Source organism: Salmonella sp. 32070601201500089SM (assembly GCF_017573605.1).
In the GTDB taxonomy this organism is placed as follows: domain Bacteria; phylum Pseudomonadota; class Gammaproteobacteria; order Enterobacterales; family Enterobacteriaceae; genus Salmonella; species Salmonella enterica.
In genome coordinates this window covers 200536-218904 of the sequence record NZ_JAGETK010000006.1, presented here as the reverse complement: position 1 = coordinate 218904, position 18369 = coordinate 200536, and the positions used below count along the sequence as shown (strand labels likewise).

The following is an 18369-nucleotide window of genomic DNA, read 5'->3' as shown; positions in this document are numbered from 1 at the left end:
ACGCGGTTCCCATAATTGGGTATTATGTGCGAAGTTGTGGTGAAGGAATCCTCTATGAAGCAAATTCGTATGCTGGCGCAATACTATGTCGACCTGATGATGAAATTGGGTCTGGTGCGCTTTTCCATGCTCCTGGCGTTGGCATTGGTGGTGCTGGCGATTGTCGTGCAGATGGCGGTGACCATGGTGCTGCATGGTCAGGTTGAAAGTATCGACGTTATTCGTTCCATCTTTTTTGGCCTGTTAATTACGCCCTGGGCGGTCTATTTCTTATCCGTTGTTGTTGAACAACTGGAAGAGTCAAGGCAGCGACTGTCGCGTCTGGTGCAAAAGCTGGAGGAGATGCGCGAGCGCGATCTCAAGCTTAACGTACAGTTGAAGGACAATATTGCCCAGCTTAATCAGGAAATTGCCGATCGCGAAAAAGCGGAAGCGGAGCTGCAAGAGACATTTGAACAGCTAAAAGTAGAAATTAAAGAGCGTGAAGAGGCGCAAATCCAGCTAGAACAGCAATCCTCTTTTTTGCGCTCCTTTCTGGACGCCTCGCCGGATTTGGTTTTTTATCGTAATGAGGATAAAGAATTTTCCGGCTGTAACCGCGCAATGGAATTGCTAACCGGCAAGAGCGAAAAACAGCTGGTGCATTTGAAGCCGGAAGATGTGTACTCTCCCGAAGCGGCGGAGAAAGTCATTGAAACCGATGAAAAAGTATTCCGCCATAACGTCTCCCTGACCTACGAACAGTGGCTGGATTACCCGGACGGACGAAAGGCCTGCTTTGAAATTCGTAAAGTGCCTTATTACGACCGTGTCGGTAAACGTCATGGCCTGATGGGATTTGGTCGTGATATTACCGAACGTAAGCGTTATCAGGACGCGCTGGAACGCGCCAGCCGCGACAAGACCACGTTTATCTCTACCATCAGTCATGAGCTGCGCACCCCGCTTAACGGCATCGTCGGTTTAAGCCGCATCCTGCTGGATACCGATCTTACCGCCGAACAGGAAAAATACCTTAAGACAATCCATGTCTCCGCCGTGACGTTAGGCAATATTTTCAATGATATCATTGATATGGATAAGATGGAGCGGCGTAAGGTTCAGCTTGATAACCAACCGGTTGATTTCACCAGCTTTATGGCCGATCTGGAAAACCTTTCCGGTTTGCAGGCGCAGCAAAAAGGGCTACGTTTTGTGCTTGAGCCGACGCTGCCGCTGCCGCACAAAGTCATTACCGACGGAACGCGTCTGCGCCAGATTTTATGGAATTTGATCAGCAATGCGGTGAAATTTACTCAGCAGGGCCAGGTGACGGTGCGGGCGCGCTATGATGAAGGCGACATGCTGCACTTTGAAGTGGAAGATTCCGGGATCGGCATTCCGCAGGATGAGCAGGATAAAATTTTCGCCATGTATTATCAGGTGAAAGACAGTCATGGCGGTAAACCGGCGACGGGTACCGGTATCGGGCTGGCGGTCTCCCGTCGGCTGGCGAAAAATATGGGCGGCGATATTACCGTTTCCAGTCTGCCGGGCAAAGGATCGACCTTTACGCTAACGGTTCATGCGCCAGCGGTGGCGGAAGAGGTGGAGGACGCCTTTGATGAAGACGACATGCCGCTGCCCGCGCTGCATGTTCTGCTGGTCGAAGATATTGAACTGAACGTGATCGTGGCGCGTTCGGTACTGGAAAAACTGGGGAACAGCGTGGATGTCGCGATGACCGGCAAGGCGGCGCTGGAGATGTTCGCGCCGGGCGAATATGACCTGGTCTTACTGGATATTCAACTACCGGATATGACGGGGCTGGATATTGCCAGAGAACTGACCCGTCGCCACACGCGGGAAGATTTACCGCCGCTGGTAGCGCTTACGGCTAACGTTCTGAAAGATAAAAAAGAGTATCTGGACGCTGGTATGGACGATGTGCTGAGTAAGCCGCTGTCGGTGCCGGCCTTAACCGCGATGATTAAAAAATTCTGGGATGCCACCGATAAAGAGGAGAGTACCGTGACGCCTGAAGAGAGCGATAAAGCGCAAGCGCTGCTGGATATCCCGATGCTGGAACAATACATCGAGTTGGTTGGGCCTAAATTGATCACCGACGGTCTCGCGGTGTTTGAAAAAATGATGCCTGGCTATTTAAGCGTGCTGGAGTCCAATCTGACGGCGCGTGACAAAAAAGGCGTCGTTGAGGAAGGGCATAAGATTAAAGGCGCCGCCGGTTCGGTAGGGCTGCGTCATCTGCAACAGCTTGGCCAGCAAATCCAGTCGCCGGATCTTCCCGCCTGGGAAGATAATGTCGCGGAATGGATTGAAGAGATGAAGCAGGAGTGGCAGCACGATGTCGCGGTGCTGAAAGCCTGGGTGGCAAACGCGGAAAAAAAATGACCCCGGTTTGACCGGGGTGCGCGAATACTGCGCCAACACCAGGGAAATCGTGGCTGCGCCGTGCTTATTATGATGATGTCAAAGGCGCAGTCCTGTTTTCAGGCCGCACGCAGTTAAGATAGCAAATCCTAAATGATTTGTTACATGAATCATTTAAATATGTGAAGCGTAGCATTTTAATCAAAATTATTAATGGGCTTGAGTCGGTTGCAGGAGGATGTTCACCATGAAAAAAATTGGCGTAGTGCTCAGCGGATGCGGCGTCTATGACGGCACCGAAATTCATGAGGCCGTTCTGACGCTGCTGGCCATTGCCCGCAGCGGCGCGCAGGCTGTCTGCTTCGCGCCGGATAAACCACAAGCGGATGTTATTAATCACCTGACCGGCGAAGCGATGGCGGAAACGCGTAACGTTCTGATTGAGGCGGCGCGTATTACGCGGGGCGATATTCGTCCCCTGTCCCAGGCTCAGCCAGAGGAGCTGGATGCGCTCATTGTGCCTGGTGGTTTCGGCGCGGCGAAGAACCTGAGTAATTTCGCCAGCCAGGGGAGCGAATGCCGGGTGGATAGCGATGTCGTCGCGCTGGCGAAGGCCATGCACCAGTCCGGCAAGCCGCTGGGATTCATCTGTATCGCGCCCGCAATGTTGCCGAAAATCTTTGACTTCCCGCTACGTCTGACAATAGGGACGGATATTGATACCGCTGAAGTACTTGAAGAGATGGGCGCCGAACACGTACCTTGCCCGGTTGATGATATCGTTGTGGACGAGGATAACAAGGTCGTGACCACCCCTGCCTATATGCTGGCGCAGGATATCGCCCAGGCGGCAAGCGGCATTGATAAATTAGTGTCGCGCGTGCTGGTTCTGGCGGAATGAGCAAACGACGCATCGCGCCGTTAACGTTTTTGCGCCGTCTACTTTTACGTATCCTTGCTGCGCTCGCCGTCTTTTGGGGCGGCGGCATTGCGCTGTTTAGCGTGGTTCCGGTGCCTTTTTCGGCGGTGATGGCGGAACGGCAGATTAGCGCCTGGCTCGGCGGAGAGTTCGGTTATGTGGCGCATTCTGACTGGGTCAGTATGGCGGATATCTCGCCGTGGATGGGGCTGGCGGTAATTGCGGCGGAAGACCAGAAGTTCCCTGAGCACTGGGGCTTTGATGTTCCGGCGATTGAAAAAGCGCTGGCGCATAATGAGCGGAATGAGAGCCGTATTCGCGGCGCCTCTACGCTTTCGCAGCAAACGGCGAAAAATCTCTTTTTATGGGATGGACGCAGTTGGGTGCGCAAAGGTCTGGAGGCCGGGCTAACGCTGGGCATTGAAACTGTCTGGAGCAAAAAGCGCATTCTCACGGTTTATCTGAATATCGCGGAGTTTGGCGATGGTATTTTCGGCGTGGAGGCTGCGGCACAACGGTATTTTCATAAACCTGCCAGTCGCTTGAGTGTGTCTGAAGCCGCGTTGCTGGCGGCGGTATTGCCAAATCCGTTACGCTATAAGGCGAATGCGCCGTCTGGCTATGTGCGTAGCCGGCAGGCGTGGATTATGCGCCAGATGCGACAACTGGGCGGGGAATCTTTTATGACGCGCAAACAGCTTAATTAATTTTGCCGATTGGCGGCGCGAACGCCTTATCCGGCCTGCGATCTGTGTCGTCCAGGCCTGATAAGCACAGGCCATTAAGCTTCGTGAGAAGTAAGCGCCAGCCGTTTCTTGTCTTTTGGCTGCGCGCCCCTCTCCAGGGCAACGGCCAGCGCAGGCTGGGCGATAAACCGCTGCCACACTCTCTCCAGTTTGCGTTCACAGCACCATGTTGACCAGGTCGCCAGCGGGATAAAGGTACTTTCCCCCAGATTGTCGCAAACCACCGGAACCACTTCTGACTCGCTGATACGCTGGCACAGGATGTTTTGCGGCTTCAGCGACATCGTCACAATATGGTTATCCAGCAGGTAACGTTTCAGTTTTTTCAGTAGCCGCCGCAGGACAGCGACATCCTCTTCATAACGACATTGCGCGGCGAACTCGGTCAGGGTAATAGAGGGCGCGCCGTTGAAATCGGTAATCATGTCGTAGACATAGCCAGTGCCGCAATCGGTTTCTACCGTGCCGTAATAACGGGGGATAGCGCTCCAGTCTGTCAGGTAGCGGGACAGATGCGCATAGTAGCTCAGTTCACGCCGAATCTCTTTATCACCGCCGTGGTCACGGTTGTAAATGACTTTTATGCAACGCCGGGCATTATCCGGATGCGTATAGCATTTACGATGTCGACCAGCGCCCAGCGGAGTCTGTTTCGATAAGAGGATCATGGCAAGTCCTGGAAAAATTTATTCACATAAATTTAGTATGGACAAAGAGCTTAAACAAAACCTAAACGAAATTTTTTAAGGTTTTCTTAATGTTTTTATGCATAGGTAAAGCGCACGAAATGTACAAATCTTACGAAAGGGCGGGGCTGCGGGACAAGAGGCAGGCAGGCGTAACACGCCCGGTTTTGGGGGGACTGTCATCAAATACCGGGACGGCGTTGGGGGAAATAGGGTATAGAGGGGGAGGTTTAGTCTTCGTCAAAGCCGGAATTGAACAGCGCGATAACCGCCGCCAGCGCTTCAACTTCTTGCGGGCCGGTGGCTTCAATTTCGATCTGACGCCCTTTGGCGGAGTCGAGCATTAACAGCGCGATGACGCTGTTTGCTTCCGCTTCGGTGCCTTCGTCATTGCGTAATAGCACCTCGGCGTCAAACCCCTGCATCAGTTCGAAAAGCTTCATGGCAGGCCGGGCATGCATGCCCAGCTTATTGGTGACTTCAACTGTTTGCTTTACGGTCATGTTTTGCGTTTTTCCAGCGTGCGATGGCGAGACTGGACATTTTTACCGCGCGAGCGGAAGTAGTCTGCCAGCTGTTCTGCAATATACACCGAACGGTGTTTCCCGCCGGTACAACCGATAGCGACGGTAAGGTAGCTGCGGTTGTTGGTCTCCAGCATCGGTAACCATAGCTCAAGATAGCTGCGAGTCTGATAGATAAAATTGTGAACTTCTGTGTGTCGGTCAAGAAACGCGGCTACCGGCTTATCAAGCCCGGTCATGGGGCGCAGTTTTGGATCCCAGTGCGGGTTGGGCAGAAAGCGGACATCAAACACATAGTCCGCATCAATCGGGATACCATGTTTAAAGCCGAAGGACTCAAATACCATCGTCAGTTCACGCTCGCGTTTGCCCAACAGCCGGGTACGCAGCATCTCCGCCAGCTCATGGACGGACATTTCTGAAGTGTCGACGATCAGATCCGCACGTGAGCGTAACGGCTCCAGCAAGTCACTCTCTTTATCGATCGCACTCTCTAAAGAAAGATTTTTGCTGGAAAGCGGATGCAAACGGCGCGTGTCGCTGTAGCGGCGAATCAAGGTATTGCGGTCGGCATCAAGAAACAGCAATTGCGGCGAGAAAGCGCCAGGCAGATTATTCATCGCCTGTTCAAAAATCTCAGGTGATTCAGGCATATTGCGCACATCAATGCTGACGGCGGCGGAAATCTGGCGATCGGCCAGCGTTCGCGCCAGATCGGGCAACAGCACGACGGGGAGGTTATCCACGCAGTAAAATCCCATATCTTCCAGCGCGCGCAGAGCGACAGATTTACCTGATCCGGAACGCCCGCTGACGATCATCAGTACCATGTACCGTTTCTCCTCACAACGACAGAAAGAAATGCCATTGAGTTGTTATGCCTCATTCTGCTCACCTTCGGTGTCAGTAATGATTTGATACAGCTCTTCATCATTCAGCGCCGCGCGCAGGCGGCGGCAGATCGTTTTATCCGCCAGACGTTTCGCCACCAGCGACAGCGTGTGCAGATGCGTTTTAGTTTGATCGGCGGGCACCAGCAGGGCGAAGAGGAGATCGACCGGCTGGTTATCGATGGCGTCGAACGCGATCGGCGTTTCGAGCTGAACGAACACGCCGACGGCGCGTAAGGTATCTTCTTCCAGTTTCCCGTGCGGGATGGCGATACCATTACCAATACCGGTACTGCCCATTTTTTCGCGTGTCAGAATGGCTTCAAACACGACCTGAGGAGGTAAACTGAGCTGTTTTGCCGCCAGTTCGCTGATGATTTCCAGCGCGCGTTTCTTACTCTGACAATGAACGCCGCTACGCGTACACTCCTGGTTAAGTACACTGCTCAGTTGTAGAGTCGTATCGTTATTTATCATAATTTCACCTAAGAACCTGTCCTGTCAGGTTGATGGCCAGGTTCGGAGCGCTAACTGTACAAATGGCCCGTTGTGTCACACAACAGGCCGTCCTGCACTGGCTAACTGCCCGGACAATTAGTGTTGTTTCAGTTTATCTTTATGCCTGGTTAACTGCCTTGCCAGTTTATCAATCAAGCCGTCAATGGCGGCATACATATCCTGGCCTTCCGCGCTGGCGTGAATTTCGCCGCCGTTAACGTGTAGCGTCGCATCCGAGATATGCGTGACCTTCTCCACTTTCAACACCACGTATACCTGATTAATCCGCTCAAAATACTGTTCAAGTTTGGCGAATTTTGTCGTCACAAATTCACGCAGGGCTTCAGTAATTTCGACATTATGTCCGGTGATATTGAGCTGCATAGTGTCTTCCTTATCGGTTGGGTCAAACCAGCTGTTTGCGTTGGTTTGACGGCGGAATGGATAAAGACTCTCGGTACTTCGCAACAGTGCGGCGCGCCACCATGATACCTTGTTCTGACAGCAGAGAGGTTAACTTGCTGTCGCTCAGCGGTTTCGCGGGGTTTTCCGCCGCAATTAACTTCTTCACCAGCGCGCGAATCGCGGTGGAAGAGGCTTCGCCTCCGCCTTCGGTATTGACGTGGCTGGAAAAGAAATATTTGAGTTCAAAAATACCGCGCGGGCTGTGCAAATACTTCTGCGTGGTCACGCGGGATATAGTGGATTCGTGCATCTCGACGGCCTGGGCGATATCCGCCAGTACCATCGGTTTCATATATTCTTCGCCCTGTTCAAAAAAGGCTTGCTGTTGCTCGACGATGCAGCGACTGACGCGCAGCAGCGTGTCGTTGCGGCTTTCAAGGCTTTTTATCAGCCATTTCGCATCCTGTAAATTACTGCGGATGAACTGGCTGTCGGCATCGTTGCGCGCGCTATTGCACATGGCGGCATAGTGCTGGTTAATCTGTAAACGGGGAATACTGTCGCTATTAAGCTCCACCGTCCAGCGACCGTTATGCTTGCGTACCAGCACATCCGGGATAACGTACTCCGGCTCGCCGGTCTGGATCGATTGACCGGGTCTGGGATCGAGCGACTGAATCAGGTTTACCGCCTCTTTCAGCACCTCTTCTTTCAGTCGGGTAACGCGCATCAACGTGCGGAAATCGTGGTTGGCCAGCAGATCAAGGTGATCGCAGATAATAAGCCGCGCCTCTTCCAGCCACGGCGTGGATTTGTCGAATTGTGAAAGCTGGATCAGCAGACAGTCGCGAAGATCTTTTGCCGCGACGCCTACCGGATCAAAACGCTGAATGCGCTTCAGGACGGCTTCAACCTCATCGAGATCCACCTCTACATCGCCCATGCTTTCGCGAATTTCGTCCAGGGATACGGTGAGATAGCCGGTATCATCTACCGCGTCGACAATGGATGTCGCAATAGCGCGATCGGTGTCCGAGAAGGGCGTTAGCTCAACCTGCCACATCAGATAATCCTGCAACGACTGCGTCGTTTCGCCCTGATAGACGGGCAGCTCATCGTCGATATAATCGCCGCTGGGGCCGGACGGCGTCCCGGCGGTGTAAATTTCATCCCAACTGGCGTCAAGCGGCAGCTCTTCCGGCATCTCTTTTTGTTCGAGCGCGTCGGCGGTATCGAGAGGATCGTTATCCTGAGGTTGCTGAGTGTCGATTTCGTCATGAAGATCGGTTTGCTCAAGCAGCGGGTTATTTTCCAGCGCTTGCTGGAGTTCCTGCTGAAGTTCCAGCGTAGACAACTGCAACAGACGGATGGCCTGTTGTAGCTGAGGCGTCATCGCCAGTTGTTGGCTAAGCCTGAGTTGCAAACCTTGCTTCATATTCAGAGTCGTTTTCTCCCGCTAGAGCAGCATAGCCCTCTACCCTATCAGAGTCTGAAGTCTTCCCCAAGATATACACGCTTAACGTGTTCGTCTTGCAGGATTTCTGTCGGCGTACCGTGGGCAATAAGGTGGCCCTGGCTCACGATATAGGCACGTTCACAGACTGCCAGCGTCTCACGGACGTTATGGTCGGTGATCAGCACGCCGAGCCCGCTATCGCGCAGATGCTCGATAATGCGTTTGATGTCGATAACGGAAATCGGGTCAACGCCGGCAAAGGGTTCATCCAGCAGGATAAATTTGGGATTAGCGGCCAACGCGCGGGCTATTTCTACACGACGGCGTTCACCACCGGACAGCGCCTGTCCCATGCTGTCGCGCAGATGCTCGATATGAAACTCTTCCATCAGCTCGTTGGCGCGGTCTTCTCGCTGTTCTGCGGTCAAATCGTCACGAATTTGCAGTACCGCCATCAGGTTATCAAATACGCTGAGACGGCGGAAAATAGAGGCTTCCTGCGGCAAATAGCCGATACCGCGGCGCGCGCGCGCGTGCAGCGGCAGCAGACTGATATCTTCATCATCAATGATGATATTGCCCGCGTCACGCGGCACGATACCGACGACCATATAAAAGGTGGTGGTTTTACCCGCGCCGTTTGGACCGAGCAGCCCGACAATCTCCCCGGAGTTAACGGTCAGACTGACATCTTCCACTACGCGACGGCCTTTATAGGCCTTCGCCAGATTCTTTGCAGTTAATGTTGCCATAACGAATTAGTTACTCTTCTTTTGCGCCGGAGTCTGGCCTTTGTTTTTGTCTTGCAACTGCGACGGCACCAGAACGGTAGTGACGCGCTTGCCTTTCTCGCTGAAGGCCTGCATTTTCTGCTCTTTCACCAGGTAGGTGATTTTGTCGCCGGTAATGTTGCTGTCAAGCTGCTCCAGATAAGCGTTGCCGGTTAGCACCACAAAATCTTTCGCCAGCTCGTAATGCATATGGGAAGCGTGGCCTTTCACCGGCTTACCGTTGTCCTGCATCTGGTAGAAGGTGGCCGGATTGCCGTAACCGTCGATCACCTCTTTCCCCTGTTCGCCGCCAGGGCGGGTAACCACGACTTTATCGGCGTTGATCTTAATCGTGCCTTGGGTCATCACCACGTTGCCCGTAAAGGTCACGACGTTGCCTTGCATATCCAGCGACTGTTGATCCGAGTCAATATGAATAGGCTGTTCGGTATCGCCCGTGACGGCGAAAGCCGGAATGCTGGCGGCCAGCAGCGAGCCGGCAAGCATAAGATTAAGGCTGAGTTTGTTTGTTTTGAATTTCATAAGAGGTTCTAACCTTTTCAATCAGCTCGGCGTTCTTGCTGCGTAAGTTACCGCGCATTTTCAGTCCGCTGGAGTTAAATGTTGTGCCGTATAACGTCACCAGATCGTTCGAGGTAACATCCTGCGTCACCAGATTAATCTGCGCGTTATCGGTGGTAATTCTGCGTAATTGAGCGTCAGGCACCAGGGCGTTGACTTCAACATGGCCATACAGATAGAGCATCCGATCGTTAGTCAATTTGGCTTTATCGGCCTTGATCGACCATGTCGGCACCTTATCCTTATCAAAGGTGGTTAATACCGGTTGCGTAAACCATGAGACCGCCTGATCGGAAAAATATTCAACGTGCTGCGCAATCAGACGATAGCTCAACGCGCCTTCCGGACTGTACACGACGGTATCCGTATGCTCGCTTTTATACGTGGGATCGTTGCTGTTGACCATCACGGCAGCAGGATCGTCTTTATCCGCCAGATTGATACCAATCAGTACCAGAATGGCCAGCGACAGTAGAATGATAACCCAACGTCTGGTTTTACTCATATCGATTGCCCTTTGGCCTCATCCAGCTTGCCCTGCGCCAGCAGCAGCAAATCGCACACCTCACGTACCGCGCCGCGCCCGCCGGCAATGTGCGTCACATAGTCAGCGCGGGGGATCAGCAGCGGATGCGCATCCGCAACGGCAACGCTTAACCCCACTTTTTCCATCACTGGCCAGTCAATCAGATCATCGCCGACATAGGCAACATTTTCCGGCGCAATGGCCAGTTTTTCCAGCAGATCGCTAAAGGCGATCAGCTTATTCGACTGTCCCTGATAAAGATGGACAATCCCCAGCGTGGCGCAGCGATCTTCTACAAGTTTAGCCTTTCGTCCGGTAATAATGGCAACCTCGATATTGGAGGTCAAAGCACAGCGAATACCATAGCCGTCACGAACGTTGAAAGCCTTCAGCTCTTCGCCGTTATTGCCCATATAAATCAGGCCGTCAGACAATACGCCATCCACGTCCAGGATGAGCAGGCGGATATTCTCCGCTTTGGTCATGACATGGGTGCTGACGGGGCCATAACAGGTCGCAAGCGACGCACCTGCTTTACTCATCGTTAATTATCCTTGAGTTTCTACACGACGCCTGCACGCAGGAGATCATGCATATGTAACACACCGAGTAACTGGTCGCCATCAGCAACCAGTACGGAGGTGATATGGCGGGACTGCATTAAATTCAGCGCATCGACAGCGAGAATACCGGGACGCACGCGAATGCCCCCTGGCGTCATCACCTCGGCGATCCCCAACTGGCGCATATCGCCGCCCATATCGAACACGCGACGTAAATCGCCGTCGGTGAAGATACCGTCGATCTTCATGGATTCATCGCAAATGACGGTCATACCGAGATTTTTACGCGTAATTTCTAACAGCGCATCACGCAGGGTGGCATGTTTATTAACATGCGGGATTTCATCGCCAGTATGCATAATATCGCTTACGCGCAGCAGTAGCTTACGTCCCAGCGCGCCGCCAGGATGCGACAGAGCGAAATCCTCGGCGGTAAAGCCGCGCGCTTTTAACAATGCCACGGCGAGCGCGTCGCCCATCACCAGCGTTGCGGTGGTACTACTGGTAGGCGCCAGTCCTAACGGACACGCTTCTTTGGGCACTTTAACACACAGATGCACATCTGCCGCACGCGCCATGCTGCTTTCCGGTCGCCCGGTAATGCAAATTAACGGTACGTGCAGACGTTTAAGCACCGGTATTAGCGCCGCGATCTCGCTGGATTCGCCGGAGTTGGAGATAGCGATAACCACATCCTGCGGCGTAACCATCCCCAAATCGCCGTGCGCGGCTTCGCCCGGATGTACAAAAAAGGAAGAGGTGCCGGTACTGGCGAACGTGGCGGCCATTTTCCGTCCGATATGGCCGGATTTCCCCATCCCCATGACCACCACTTTTCCGGTGCAGTTGAACATTTTTTCACAGGCCAGCGTGAAATGCTGGTTGATATATTGATCAAGCTCCGCCAGGCCTTCACGTTCAATTTCCAGGACCTCTTTGCCTGCCTGCTGAAAGTCAAACCCCGGTTGCAACGCTAAATGCGACATAATCCGTTTCCAGTTATCCAACAAGAAGTGGCGATAGCCAATAGAGCATCGCCAGCCATACGATAAACCCGCCGGTCAGCAGTATACCTGCGCCCCGACCAATCTGGCGCGGATGCCGCCAGCAAAGTAAAGCGAAAACCACGCTAACCAGCAACATCACGCTATAATCTCGCCCAAACGCCAGCGCGTTGATCTCCCCCGGCGCGATCAGCGCAGGCAGTCCCAGCACGATGGCGAGATTAAAAATATTGGCGCCAATGAGATTACCAACGGCAATATCATTTTCGCCTTTTCGCACGCCGGCAATCGCTGTCGCCAGCTCTGGCAGACTGGTGCCGACAGCGATGACTGTCAGACCGAGCGTTAATTCACTCATGGCGAAATAGTTCGCCAGCACCGTAGCGTTATCGATTACCATGCGCGTCGCCATCGGCATGATGACCAGCGCAATGCCCAGCCATAAGAACGCGACGGGGAGCCCGCCTTCGCGCGGTAGCTCCGCCAGTTGTTCGCGGGTGAGGCTGTCATTCCCCTGGCGTTCGGCCAGACGCGCGATTTTAACAATGAATAACAGCCATAGCACAGCCAGAAGCAGGAGAAAGATACCATCACTGCGACTTAACTGTCCGTCATGCAGTACGGAACCGGCTACCACGCTAACAAATAACATTAATGGCAATTCGCGACGTAGAACATCGGAATGCACGGTAAATGGACGAACCAGCGCCGCCAGCCCTAAGATCAGCAAAATATTGGTGATGTTAGAACCGAGCGCCGCGCCGACGGCCAAATCGAGCTGACCGTGTAGCGATGCGGCGGCCGACACAATAATTTCCGGCAGCGAGGTGCCGATACTCACGACCGTCATCCCGATGATCAGCGGGGGAATACCGAATGTACGGCATAAAATAGAGGCCGCAAACACCAGACGATCGGCGCCGTAGGCCACCAGAAGCAAACCAATTATGAGTAGCGCCATCGCTAAAAGCATCTAAAGTCCTTTCTTCAGGTATACTCGCCGGTCCCCTGGAAGGGATATCTGGAAGCCGTAACGAAGTCCTAATTTTGACTTTATGCGGCTAAAAAGTAAAACGAATGCCAGCTTTCGCTAACCCTGTCAGTTAATATTCTGTAATTATGTCGAACCCATGGTTAAATTCAGCGCCATGGTTACCTCAACAAGGCAATACGAAGGATGAATCAATGGGTCAGTCTGCGGCCAATTTAGTCGATATGCGCGACGTCAGCTTTTCCCGTGGCGAACGCTGCATTTTCGATAATATTTCCCTGACGGTGCCGCGCGGGAAGATCACGGCGATCATGGGGCCGTCGGGCATCGGTAAAACCACGCTGTTGCGCCTGATTGGCGGACAGATCCCGCCGGATAAGGGCGAGATCTTATTTGATGGCGAGAATGTGCCGGCCATGTCCCGTTCGCGGCTCTACACCGTCCGCAAACGTATGAGTATGCTGTTTCAGTCGGGAGCGCTGTTTACCGACATGAACGTGTTTGACAATGTGGCCTATCCGCTACGGGAGCACACCAATTTACCCGCGCCGCTGCTAAAAAGCGTCGTGATGATGAAACTGGAAGCTGTCGGGCTGCGCGGCGCGGCAAAACTGATGCCTTCCGAGCTCTCCGGTGGGATGGCGCGCCGCGCCGCGTTGGCGCGCGCCATCGCTCTGGAACCGGATCTCATCATGTTCGATGAGCCGTTTGTCGGCCAGGACCCGATTACCATGGGCGTTCTGGTGAAGCTGATTTCAGAATTGAACAGCGCGCTGGGCGTGACCTGCGTGGTGGTCTCGCATGATGTGCCAGAGGTGCTCAGTATTGCTGATCACGCCTGGATCATGGCGGACAAAAAAATCGTCGCTCACGGTAGCGCTCAGGCGTTGCAGGAGAATACGGACCCGCGCGTGCGTCAGTTCCTTGACGGCATTGCCGACGGGCCGGTTCCGTTCCGCTATCCGGCGGGCGACTATCACCTTGATTTACTCGAAACAGGGAGTTAAGCCACTCATGCTGTTAAATGCGCTGGCAGCACTCGGACACAGCGGGATCAAAACCGTCAGGACGTTCGGGCGCGCCGGGTTAATGTTATTCAATGCGATTATCGGTAAGCCGGAGTTTCGCAAACATGCGCCGCTGCTGGTGCGCCAGCTTTATAATGTGGGCGTCTTGTCGATGCTTATCATTATTGTCTCCGGCGTATTCATCGGTATGGTGCTGGGGCTGCAAGGCTATCTGGTTCTGACCACTTACAGCGCGGAGACCAGTCTTGGCATGTTAGTGGCGCTTTCGCTGCTGCGCGAGCTGGGGCCGGTGGTCGCGGCGTTGCTGTTTGCCGGGCGGGCCGGGTCGGCGTTGACGGCGGAAATCGGCCTGATGCGGGCGACGGAGCAGCTCTCCAGTATGGAGATGATGGCGGTCGATCCATTGCGCCGGGTGATTTCGCCGCGCTTTTGGGCGGGCGTGATTTCATTGCCGCTACTGACCATTATCTTTGTGGCGGTCGGTATCTGGGGCGGCTCGCTGGTCGGCGTAAGCTGGAAGGGAATCGACGCCGGGTTCTTCTGGTCCGCGATGCAGAATGCCGTCGACTGGCGTATGGACCTGGTGAACTGTCTGATAAAGAGCGTGGTGTTCGCCATTACGGTAACATGGATTGCGTTATTCAACGGTTATGACGCAATACCGACTTCTGCCGGGATTAGCCGGGCAACGACGCGTACCGTGGTTCACGCATCGTTGGCCGTTCTGGGGCTGGATTTTGTGCTGACCGCACTGATGTTTGGGAATTGAGTTCATGCAAACGAAAAAAAATGAAATTTGGGTAGGCGTTTTTTTGCTGGTAGCGTTGCTGGCGGCGCTGTTTGTTTGCCTGAAGGCGGCAAATGTGACCTCTATGCGCACGGAGCCGACCTATAAGGTTTATGCGACCTTCGATAACATCGGCGGTCTGAAAGTGCGTTCCCCGGTACGCATCGGCGGGGTGGTTGTCGGGCGGGTTGAAGATATCTCGCTTGATCCGAAAACATACCTGCCGCGTGTAACGCTCGACATCGAAGAGCGTTATAACCATATTCCCGATACCAGCTCGTTGAGTATTCGAACTTCCGGACTGCTGGGGGAGCAATATCTGGCATTAAACGTCGGTTTTGAAGATCCTGAGCTGGGAACGTCTATCCTCAAAGATGGGAGTACGATTCAGGACACCAAGTCTGCAATGGTGCTGGAAGATATGATTGGCCAGTTCCTTTATAACAGCAAAGGCGACGACAATAAGAATTCTGGCGATGCGCCAGCCGCAACGGAAGGTCATACTGAAGCCACAACGCCCGCGGGCGAAACGAAATAATCTCAGGAGAATTGAGGCATGTTTAAACGACTGATGATGGTGGCCCTGCTGGTCATTGCGCCATTAAGCGCAGCAACGGCAGCGGATCAGAGCAATCCTTATAAACTGATGAACGAGGCGGCGCAGAAAACTTTTGATCGCCTGAAAAACGAACAGCCGAAAATTCGTGCCAATCCGGATTACCTGCGAGACGTTGTTGATCAGGAACTTCTGCCGTACGTGCAGGTAAAATATGCCGGCGCGCTGGTGTTGGGCCGCTACTACAAAGAGGCGACCCCGGCGCAGCGTGAAGCCTATTTTGCAGCGTTTCGCGAATACCTGAAACAGGCATACGGTCAGGCGCTGGCGATGTACCACGGTCAGACTTACCAGATAGCGCCTGAGCAACCGCTGGGCGATGCGACCATTGTGCCTATCCGTGTAACGATTATCGATCCCAACGGTCGTCCGCCGGTACGCCTGGATTTCCAGTGGCGAAAAAACACCCAGACCGGCAACTGGCAGGCGTATGACATGATTGCGGAAGGCGTCAGCATGATCACCACCAAGCAAAATGAGTGGAGCGACCTGCTGCGTACTAAAGGCATCGACGGCCTGACCGCACAACTGAAATCTATCTCTCAACAGAAAATTACTTTGGACGAGAAACAGTAATGACGCCGCAACTCACCTGGACGCGTGAGGCGGACACTCTGGTGCTGGCGGGAGAGCTGGATCAGGACGTGTTGGCGCCGCTATGGGACGCGCGCGTAGAAGCGATGAATGGCGTTACCCGTATCGACCTGAGCCAGATCTCCAGGGTAGATACGGGGGGACTGGCGCTGCTGGCGCACCTTGTGAACCAGGCAAAAAAGCAGGGCAATGCCGTGTCGCTGTCTGGCGTTAACGACAAGGTTTACGCGCTGGCGCAATTATATAACTTGCCCGAAGACGTACTTCCCCATATGTAATGAATGCCGGATGGTTTATCCGGCCTACACTTCGCATGATCCCCGTAGGCCGGATAAGTTGCGTTAGCAGCACCATCCGGCACTTTTACCGCGCTGATTTATCAGCGTAATCTTTTGCTTATTTAAGACGGCGCGACTTTGCTCTAAGATGTTGGGCTGTTTTCACTATTTGACGAATAAAGAACCCATGGAAAATCATGAAATTCAGAGTGTGCTGATGAATGCCCTCTCCCTCCAGGAAGTCCACGTCTCCGGCGATGGCAGTCACTTTCAGGTTATTGCCGTGGGCGAGATGTTTGACGGCATGAGCCGGGTCAAGAAACAGCAAACGGTCTATGGGCCGCTAATGGAGTACATTGCGGACAACCGTATCCATGCCGTATCGATCAAAGCATATACCCCGGCGGAATGGGCGCGCGATCGTAAACTTAACGGATTTTAAGCTACGGGTAACCTGCCGGTAGCGGAGATGAATGCTTAACTGAGAATACAATAATGGATAAATTTCGTGTACAGGGGCCAACGACGCTCCAGGGCGAAGTCACAATTTCCGGCGCCAAAAACGCCGCGCTGCCGATCCTGTTCGCCGCTCTGCTGGCAGAAGAACCGGTAGAGATCCAAAACGTTCCAAAACTGAAAGACGTGGATACGTCGATGAAGCTCCTGAGCCAATTAGGCGCGAAAGTGGAACGCAATGGATCGGTACACATTGACGCCAGCCAGGTGAACGTGTTCTGCGCGCCTTATGATCTGGTTAAGACCATGCGCGCCTCGATATGGGCGCTGGGGCCGCTGGTTGCCCGTTTTGGTCAGGGACAAGTCTCTCTGCCGGGGGGCTGTACTATCGGCGCGCGTCCGGTTGATCTGCATATTACCGGTCTGGAACAACTGGGTGCGACCATCAAGCTGGAAGAGGGCTACGTAAAGGCCTCCGTAGAAGGGCGTCTTAAAGGGGCGCATATCGTGATGGATAAGGTCAGCGTCGGCGCGACCGTCACCATTATGTGCGCCGCTACGCTGGCGGAAGGGACGACCATCATTGAAAACGCCGCGCGCGAGCCGGAAATTGTCGACACCGCTAACTTCCTGGTTACGCTGGGGGCGAAGATCGCCGGGCAGGGCACCGATCGTATTACGATCGAGGGTGTAGAGCGTCTGGGCGGCGGCGTTTATCGTGTGCTGCCGGATCGTATCGAAACGGGGACTTTCCTGGTGGCGGCAGCGATCTCTCGCGGCAAAATCCTCTGCCGTAACGCGCAACCGGACACTCTGGACGCGGTACTGGCGAAACTGCGCGATGCTGGCGCGGATATCGAAGTGGGCGAGGACTGGATTAGTCTGGACATGCACGGCAAACGACCGAAGGCGGTCAATGTCCGTACCGCGCCGCACCCGGCATTCCCGACCGATATGCAGGCGCAGTTCACGTTGCTGAACCTGGTGGCGGAAGGGACGGGCTTTATCACTGAAACCGTCTTTGAAAACCGCTTTATGCACGTGCCTGAACTCAGCCGCATGGGCGCGCGTGCGGAAATTGAAAGCAATACCGTCATATGCCATGGCGTAGAAACGCTCTCTGGCGCCCAGGTCATGGCGACAGATCTGCGGGCATCTGCGAGCCTGGTGCTGGCGGGCTGTATTGCGGAAGGCACGACGATTGTGGATCGCATTTATCACATCGATCGCGGTTATGAGCGCATCGAAGACAAACTGCGCGCGCTAGGCGCGAATATTGAACGCGTGAAAGGCGAATAACCTTCTGTACGCTGAATAACCCCCGCGAACGCGATGCGGGGGTTGTTTTACAGGCACTTACTCTACATTCTGTTTGTTTTTATTACGCGCTCTCATAAGCCGCGTTCTGTCGATAAACTCATGCGTGCGCGGATCGTGATAACGCGATGGCCAAATAACCCAGGGTTCCGTTCCCAATGCTTTCGCGATAATCAACTCTCCTTTCGGCCATGGGCGCGTTAATGCATTGGCCAGCGTGGATGAACTCAATCCATTCCGACGTGACTCAGCGGCCATTGAAGTCCCTTTTTTACGTAGTCCGGCAATGATATCGGCCGGATGCCAGTCAATAAGCTTGCTTTCCATACATCCATCACTCCTTAGATTAATCACTTACGGTTT

At 53.8% G+C, this 18369-nt stretch carries 23 protein-coding genes; 10 read left to right on the top strand and 13 right to left on the bottom strand.

The window, feature by feature from the left end; genetic code table 11:
• Positions 1–54 precede the first annotated feature (54 nt).
• The 3 genes from arcB (at position 55) to mtgA (ending at position 3996) form a co-directional block, all read left to right on the top strand.
• Positions 55–2391, top strand: a complete 2337-nt coding sequence (gene arcB, locus J4728_RS12375; protein WP_000809819.1) for an aerobic respiration two-component sensor histidine kinase ArcB — start codon at positions 55–57, stop codon at positions 2389–2391.
• Positions 2392–2617: 226 nt separating this feature from the next.
• Entirely contained in the window at positions 2618–3271 is a 654-nt protein-coding gene (gene elbB, locus J4728_RS12370) for an isoprenoid biosynthesis glyoxalase ElbB (RefSeq protein WP_000719822.1), read from the top strand.
• Entirely contained in the window at positions 3268–3996 is a 729-nt protein-coding gene (gene mtgA / locus J4728_RS12365; protein ID WP_208211816.1) for a monofunctional biosynthetic peptidoglycan transglycosylase, read from the top strand. Before elbB ends, mtgA begins: the two co-directional genes overlap by 4 nt.
• A gap of 74 nt (positions 3997–4070) precedes the next feature.
• Here mtgA and yrbL read toward each other — a convergent pair whose 3' ends face one another.
• The 12 genes from yrbL to J4728_RS12305 all read right to left on the bottom strand — a co-directional run bounded on the left by yrbL (position 4071) and on the right by J4728_RS12305 (position 12912).
• Entirely contained in the window at positions 4071–4703 is a 633-nt protein-coding gene (yrbL, locus tag J4728_RS12360) for a PhoP regulatory network protein YrbL (protein ID WP_000602197.1), read from the bottom strand.
• 248 nt (positions 4704–4951) lie between these two features.
• Positions 4952–5224: a PTS phosphocarrier protein NPr gene (npr, locus tag J4728_RS12355; protein ID WP_000216797.1), complete on the bottom strand. Its 273-nt coding sequence runs from the start codon at positions 5222–5224 to the stop codon at positions 4952–4954.
• The gene (gene rapZ / locus J4728_RS12350) at positions 5221–6075 is read right to left on the bottom strand and encodes an RNase adapter RapZ (protein WP_000243749.1); all 855 of its coding nucleotides are present in this window, start codon (positions 6073–6075) and stop codon (positions 5221–5223) included. Before rapZ ends, npr begins: the two co-directional genes overlap by 4 nt.
• Before the next feature lie 45 nt (positions 6076–6120).
• Positions 6121–6612: a PTS IIA-like nitrogen regulatory protein PtsN gene (ptsN, locus tag J4728_RS12345; protein WP_000609332.1), complete on the bottom strand. Its 492-nt coding sequence runs from the start codon at positions 6610–6612 to the stop codon at positions 6121–6123.
• 117 nt (positions 6613–6729) lie between these two features.
• Positions 6730–7017 carry a ribosome hibernation promoting factor gene (gene hpf, locus J4728_RS12340; RefSeq protein ID WP_001176589.1) on the bottom strand — a complete coding sequence of 96 codons (288 nt, stop codon included), beginning with the start codon at positions 7015–7017 and terminating at the stop codon, positions 6730–6732.
• A gap of 22 nt (positions 7018–7039) precedes the next feature.
• Positions 7040–8473, bottom strand: coding sequence for an RNA polymerase factor sigma-54 (gene rpoN, locus J4728_RS12335; RefSeq protein WP_000809020.1), 1434 nt, complete (start codon positions 8471–8473; stop codon positions 7040–7042).
• A gap of 47 nt (positions 8474–8520) precedes the next feature.
• Positions 8521–9246 (bottom strand): LPS export ABC transporter ATP-binding protein, encoded by a 726-nt coding sequence (gene lptB / locus J4728_RS12330; protein ID WP_000224104.1) that lies wholly within the window; start codon positions 9244–9246, stop codon positions 8521–8523.
• A 6-nt stretch (positions 9247–9252) separates the two neighbouring features.
• Positions 9253–9807 (bottom strand): lipopolysaccharide ABC transporter substrate-binding protein LptA, encoded by a 555-nt coding sequence (gene lptA / locus J4728_RS12325; protein WP_000669770.1) that lies wholly within the window; start codon positions 9805–9807, stop codon positions 9253–9255.
• Entirely contained in the window at positions 9776–10351 is a 576-nt protein-coding gene (gene lptC, locus J4728_RS12320; protein WP_000047845.1) for an LPS export ABC transporter periplasmic protein LptC, read from the bottom strand. Before lptC ends, lptA begins: the two co-directional genes overlap by 32 nt.
• Positions 10348–10914 (bottom strand): 3-deoxy-manno-octulosonate-8-phosphatase KdsC, encoded by a 567-nt coding sequence (gene kdsC / locus J4728_RS12315; protein WP_000030029.1) that lies wholly within the window; start codon positions 10912–10914, stop codon positions 10348–10350. Before kdsC ends, lptC begins: the two co-directional genes overlap by 4 nt.
• Positions 10915–10934: 20 nt before the next feature.
• Positions 10935–11921, bottom strand: a complete 987-nt coding sequence (gene kdsD / locus J4728_RS12310; RefSeq protein ID WP_000018617.1) for an arabinose-5-phosphate isomerase KdsD — start codon at positions 11919–11921, stop codon at positions 10935–10937.
• Positions 11922–11934: 13 nt separating this feature from the next.
• Positions 11935–12912, bottom strand: coding sequence for a calcium/sodium antiporter (locus tag J4728_RS12305; protein WP_000922735.1), 978 nt, complete (start codon positions 12910–12912; stop codon positions 11935–11937).
• A 212-nt stretch (positions 12913–13124) separates the two neighbouring features.
• Between J4728_RS12305 and mlaF the strand changes: the two genes are divergently transcribed.
• The 7 genes from mlaF (at position 13125) to murA (ending at position 17988) form a co-directional block, all read left to right on the top strand.
• Entirely contained in the window at positions 13125–13937 is an 813-nt protein-coding gene (mlaF, locus tag J4728_RS12300) for a phospholipid ABC transporter ATP-binding protein MlaF (RefSeq protein ID WP_000531566.1), read from the top strand.
• 7 nt (positions 13938–13944) lie between these two features.
• Positions 13945–14727, top strand: a complete 783-nt coding sequence (gene mlaE, locus J4728_RS12295) for a lipid asymmetry maintenance ABC transporter permease subunit MlaE (protein WP_000925786.1) — start codon at positions 13945–13947, stop codon at positions 14725–14727.
• A 4-nt stretch (positions 14728–14731) separates the two neighbouring features.
• Positions 14732–15283, top strand: a complete 552-nt coding sequence (gene mlaD, locus J4728_RS12290) for an outer membrane lipid asymmetry maintenance protein MlaD (protein ID WP_001193591.1) — start codon at positions 14732–14734, stop codon at positions 15281–15283.
• 18 nt (positions 15284–15301) lie between these two features.
• Positions 15302–15937 (top strand): phospholipid-binding protein MlaC, encoded by a 636-nt coding sequence (mlaC, locus tag J4728_RS12285; protein WP_000476475.1) that lies wholly within the window; start codon positions 15302–15304, stop codon positions 15935–15937.
• Complete coding sequence (mlaB, locus tag J4728_RS12280) at positions 15937–16233, top strand: lipid asymmetry maintenance protein MlaB (RefSeq protein WP_208211814.1); 297 nt, start codon at positions 15937–15939, stop codon at positions 16231–16233. Before mlaC ends, mlaB begins: the two co-directional genes overlap by 1 nt.
• Before the next feature lie 187 nt (positions 16234–16420).
• Positions 16421–16675 carry a BolA family iron metabolism protein IbaG gene (ibaG, locus tag J4728_RS12275; RefSeq protein ID WP_001518349.1) on the top strand — a complete coding sequence of 85 codons (255 nt, stop codon included), beginning with the start codon at positions 16421–16423 and terminating at the stop codon, positions 16673–16675.
• Positions 16676–16728: 53 nt separating this feature from the next.
• Complete coding sequence (gene murA, locus J4728_RS12270) at positions 16729–17988, top strand: UDP-N-acetylglucosamine 1-carboxyvinyltransferase (RefSeq protein WP_000357288.1); 1260 nt, start codon at positions 16729–16731, stop codon at positions 17986–17988.
• A gap of 57 nt (positions 17989–18045) precedes the next feature.
• On the opposite strand, the gene sfsB is transcribed toward murA, so the two are convergent.
• Positions 18046–18333: a DNA-binding transcriptional regulator SfsB gene (gene sfsB, locus J4728_RS12265; RefSeq protein ID WP_000444168.1), complete on the bottom strand. Its 288-nt coding sequence runs from the start codon at positions 18331–18333 to the stop codon at positions 18046–18048.
• Positions 18334–18369 lie beyond the last annotated feature (36 nt).

Bases quoted from the DNA above. Each gene is read 5' to 3' on its own strand.
- ptsN (WP_000609332.1), bottom strand. From the start codon at position 6,612: ATGATAAATAACGATACGACTCTACAACTGAGCAGTGTACTTAACCAG.
- kdsD (WP_000018617.1), bottom strand. From the start codon at position 11,921: ATGTCGCATTTAGCGTTGCAACCGGGGTTTGACTTTCAGCAGGCAGGC.
- rapZ (WP_000243749.1), bottom strand. From the start codon at position 6,075: ATGGTACTGATGATCGTCAGCGGGCGTTCCGGATCAGGTAAATCTGTC.
- mlaD (WP_001193591.1), top strand. From the start codon at position 14,732: ATGCAAACGAAAAAAAATGAAATTTGGGTAGGCGTTTTTTTGCTGGTA.
- mlaC (WP_000476475.1), top strand. From the start codon at position 15,302: ATGTTTAAACGACTGATGATGGTGGCCCTGCTGGTCATTGCGCCATTA.
- J4728_RS12305 (WP_000922735.1), bottom strand. From the start codon at position 12,912: ATGCTTTTAGCGATGGCGCTACTCATAATTGGTTTGCTTCTGGTGGCC.
- elbB (WP_000719822.1), top strand. From the start codon at position 2,618: ATGAAAAAAATTGGCGTAGTGCTCAGCGGATGCGGCGTCTATGACGGC.
- lptB (WP_000224104.1), bottom strand. From the start codon at position 9,246: ATGGCAACATTAACTGCAAAGAATCTGGCGAAGGCCTATAAAGGCCGT.
- mtgA (WP_208211816.1), top strand. From the start codon at position 3,268: ATGAGCAAACGACGCATCGCGCCGTTAACGTTTTTGCGCCGTCTACTT.
- mlaF (WP_000531566.1), top strand. From the start codon at position 13,125: ATGGGTCAGTCTGCGGCCAATTTAGTCGATATGCGCGACGTCAGCTTT.
- kdsC (WP_000030029.1), bottom strand. From the start codon at position 10,914: ATGAGTAAAGCAGGTGCGTCGCTTGCGACCTGTTATGGCCCCGTCAGC.
- ibaG (WP_001518349.1), top strand. From the start codon at position 16,421: ATGGAAAATCATGAAATTCAGAGTGTGCTGATGAATGCCCTCTCCCTC.
- rpoN (WP_000809020.1), bottom strand. From the start codon at position 8,473: ATGAAGCAAGGTTTGCAACTCAGGCTTAGCCAACAACTGGCGATGACG.
- arcB (WP_000809819.1), top strand. From the start codon at position 55: ATGAAGCAAATTCGTATGCTGGCGCAATACTATGTCGACCTGATGATG.
- npr (WP_000216797.1), bottom strand. From the start codon at position 5,224: ATGACCGTAAAGCAAACAGTTGAAGTCACCAATAAGCTGGGCATGCAT.
- sfsB (WP_000444168.1), bottom strand. From the start codon at position 18,333: ATGGAAAGCAAGCTTATTGACTGGCATCCGGCCGATATCATTGCCGGA.
- yrbL (WP_000602197.1), bottom strand. From the start codon at position 4,703: ATGATCCTCTTATCGAAACAGACTCCGCTGGGCGCTGGTCGACATCGT.
- lptA (WP_000669770.1), bottom strand. From the start codon at position 9,807: ATGAAATTCAAAACAAACAAACTCAGCCTTAATCTTATGCTTGCCGGC.
- hpf (WP_001176589.1), bottom strand. From the start codon at position 7,017: ATGCAGCTCAATATCACCGGACATAATGTCGAAATTACTGAAGCCCTG.
- mlaE (WP_000925786.1), top strand. From the start codon at position 13,945: ATGCTGTTAAATGCGCTGGCAGCACTCGGACACAGCGGGATCAAAACC.
- mlaB (WP_208211814.1), top strand. From the start codon at position 15,937: ATGACGCCGCAACTCACCTGGACGCGTGAGGCGGACACTCTGGTGCTG.
- murA (WP_000357288.1), top strand. From the start codon at position 16,729: ATGGATAAATTTCGTGTACAGGGGCCAACGACGCTCCAGGGCGAAGTC.
- lptC (WP_000047845.1), bottom strand. From the start codon at position 10,351: ATGAGTAAAACCAGACGTTGGGTTATCATTCTACTGTCGCTGGCCATT.